The sequence below is a fragment of the Bacillota bacterium genome, assembly GCA_009711825.1.
Taxonomy (GTDB): domain Bacteria; phylum Bacillota; class Proteinivoracia; order UBA4975; family VEMY01; genus VEMY01.
In genome coordinates this window covers 1-2,673 of the sequence record VEMY01000006.1, presented here as the reverse complement: position 1 = coordinate 2,673, position 2,673 = coordinate 1, and the positions used below count along the sequence as shown (strand labels likewise).

The window sequence follows — 2,673 nt, the reverse complement described above, 5'->3', positions numbered from 1 at the left end:
ACCCCTTATGCACCGATTATGTAGGAATAGCTCGATATTCCTAGGTATTACTTCAATTTCCGGGGTGCAAAATCCTGCCGTTAATGGAAGAAATTATAAGGGAAAAGGGACTTTCTGCAGTGGAATCAATTAGAATTAAGAAAAATTCTATTGAATAGTTTGCCAAATTGTAAAATGAGATGCACCAGTGGTAACATCTTAAAATAATAATGCGCCACAGCCCAATACCATGTATGATTGATGTACGACCAACAATCAAAATACGGAGGTTTTGGACTATGGCACACTCACAGCATACCACAATCCCACGGGAATTCAAACACTTGACATTGGATCAAAGAGGAATGATTGCTGCCTACCATGACTCTGGGCTCTCTACAAGACAGATCGGTGAGAAAGTCGGCTGTAATCACACAACCGTCTCCAGAGAACTAAGACGTGGCCGTGTGCTGCAGAGAAACAGTAATCTTACAGAACGTTATGAGTACTTTCCTGATGCAGGTCAAAGGGTATATCGTGAAAACCGCTCACACTGTGGTGTCAGATTCAAACTGGCTAGTGTCAGTGCTTTTCTAGATCACGCTCAAAGGATGATGCACGATGAACAGTGGTCTCCCGATGCTATTGTAGGAGAGTACAAGATAAACCCGCAGACGACTGGCTTACCTTGTATCTGCACAAAGACCCTCTATAGCTACATAGATAAAGGCTTCATGAATACCAGAAACATTGATCTATTGTTAAAAGTCGGTCGTAAGATTCGGAGGAAACGCAGCCGAAAAAACAAGCGTAACCTTGGCGAATCGATAGAAAGCAGGCCTCCAGAGGTGGCCACAAGAGAAACTTTTAGCCACTGGGAGATCGCACTGTGATCGGCAAGAAATCCGAGGGACAATCACTTCTGACACTACTTGAGCGAAAGAGCCGGGTCTTTCTTATACGGCCTCTGGAAGAGCACACCGTGGAATGTGTAAACGAAGCTCTAAGGGCTCTGCAGAGTGAGTTCGGGGATGCTTTCACCCATATATTCCAGACGATGACAGCTGATAATGGCAGTGAGTTTAACGGTCTGTCAGACCTACTCAGTAGCTTCGGTAGTAAAGCGTACTTTTGCCATCCGTACAGCTCCTGGGAAAAGGGTGCCAATGAAAAGCACAACAGTTTAATACGAAGGTTCCTTCCCAAAGGGACTTCATTTGCGGATCTTACACCCGAGTCCGTTGCCCGTATACAGAATTGGTGTAACAACCTTCCTCGGAAGATTCTTGGGTATCTTACGCCATTACAAGCGTTCCATGCCGAAAGACTTGCGACTGCTTGACTTTTCCCCCGCACGGTGGGAGGTGGTGCATTCGCTATTGCAATTTAAGTATTGAATAGTTTTCTTAAGACCATATATTTAATAAGTAAGAACATTGGGATTTATCGCATATTGGGGGTACATGAGGATATCTTTTTGCTGATAGCCCAGGCAGCGATTTCTCTACTGAATGGTTTGTTTGACCAAGCAACTAGGGGAATGCTACCCCAACTAGTTGATAATGATCAACTGACGCAAAATAATTTTACTGTTGCATCTATGAGAAGCATATCAATTCTGCTTGGACCAGTAATAGGCACCATTTTTGTATGCTAACTTCGGGAAGGAGATAAACAACCATAGGGAGAAAAATAGTGAAAGTTACATTGATTCGGAGGTAACTACAGATTTCATGATGAAGCATGAGCTGCTACCAGTCACAAACTATTTGCCAGATGAAGAGAAGATTAAGCAAGACAAGGTGAAAATGTTGATGCCTGTGGGGCAATGGTCCAAAGAAAGAAAGGTATGGCATGACCAAACGACTGAATTTCTAGCTGAACTCCCGGTTCCGATAGATTTTGTCTGCAATAACTGCTTTCGGATAAAAACCCGAATCTTCGATGATAGTTCTTTATCTTCGCAATTAGTGTGTTGCCTTCATTAAATGCATCAAAACTCAGGTGTTCCATGAAGCAAAACCCGTATTTTTGGACTTATTTATAAGTCCAAGTGTGCTTGCCTGTTTGCAGGAGATACATAGGTGTAAGATGAGATAGGAAAACGGAAGTCTTGACTGCAGCTCCCCAAAGCCCAGAGCGGAAGTGAAGATTGTCTGGTACGGGAGCATAAACCTGTTAAGATATGGAAGTGTAGAAGAAAGCATTATGACTTTGATAATGCTAATATTGTAAACAAGCTTTGAGAATAATGCAATTGAGGGGAGGATTTTCATGGGTCGTATTGCAGCTCTATCGGGTAAACTAAAATTTATTGGGTTATTGGGCTTGCCGATATTCTTTTCAGATATGGTAATATGGAAGTTTTTCTGGCTGTTTTGGTTGTTTGCTTTTGTGCAAATCCTCGCCACTCTTCCTTTGATTGTACAGTCTTTGCTTCAATTGTTCGGTATTCCGTATATCTATATTTCACATGGTTTTAAACTGCCGGCTAAAGATAACTATCAGCCTGCTGTGCGATATTCCCTGCCGTTCAGCGGACAATGGACGGTGGTCAACGGCGGCACAGTGTAACTGCTAACCCATAATGCCCTTCAGTAGACGTTATTAATTGTCCGCAATTTGCCGGACAAGCTGACCAGAAGGGAAGGGAGAATTAGAGCAATTCTCCCTGGACAACTACCTTCACCATAT

At 42.9% G+C, this 2,673-nt stretch carries 2 pseudogenes; both read left to right on the top strand.

The annotated features are described in order from the left end of the window. Positions 1-278: 278 nt before the first annotated feature. Positions 279-1,321: pseudogene (locus FH749_03005) on the top strand (IS30 family transposase). A 932-nt stretch (positions 1,322-2,253) separates the two neighbouring features. Beyond that, positions 2,254-2,544, top strand: a pseudogene (locus FH749_03000) (M23 family peptidase). Positions 2,545-2,673: the final 129 nt, after the last annotated feature.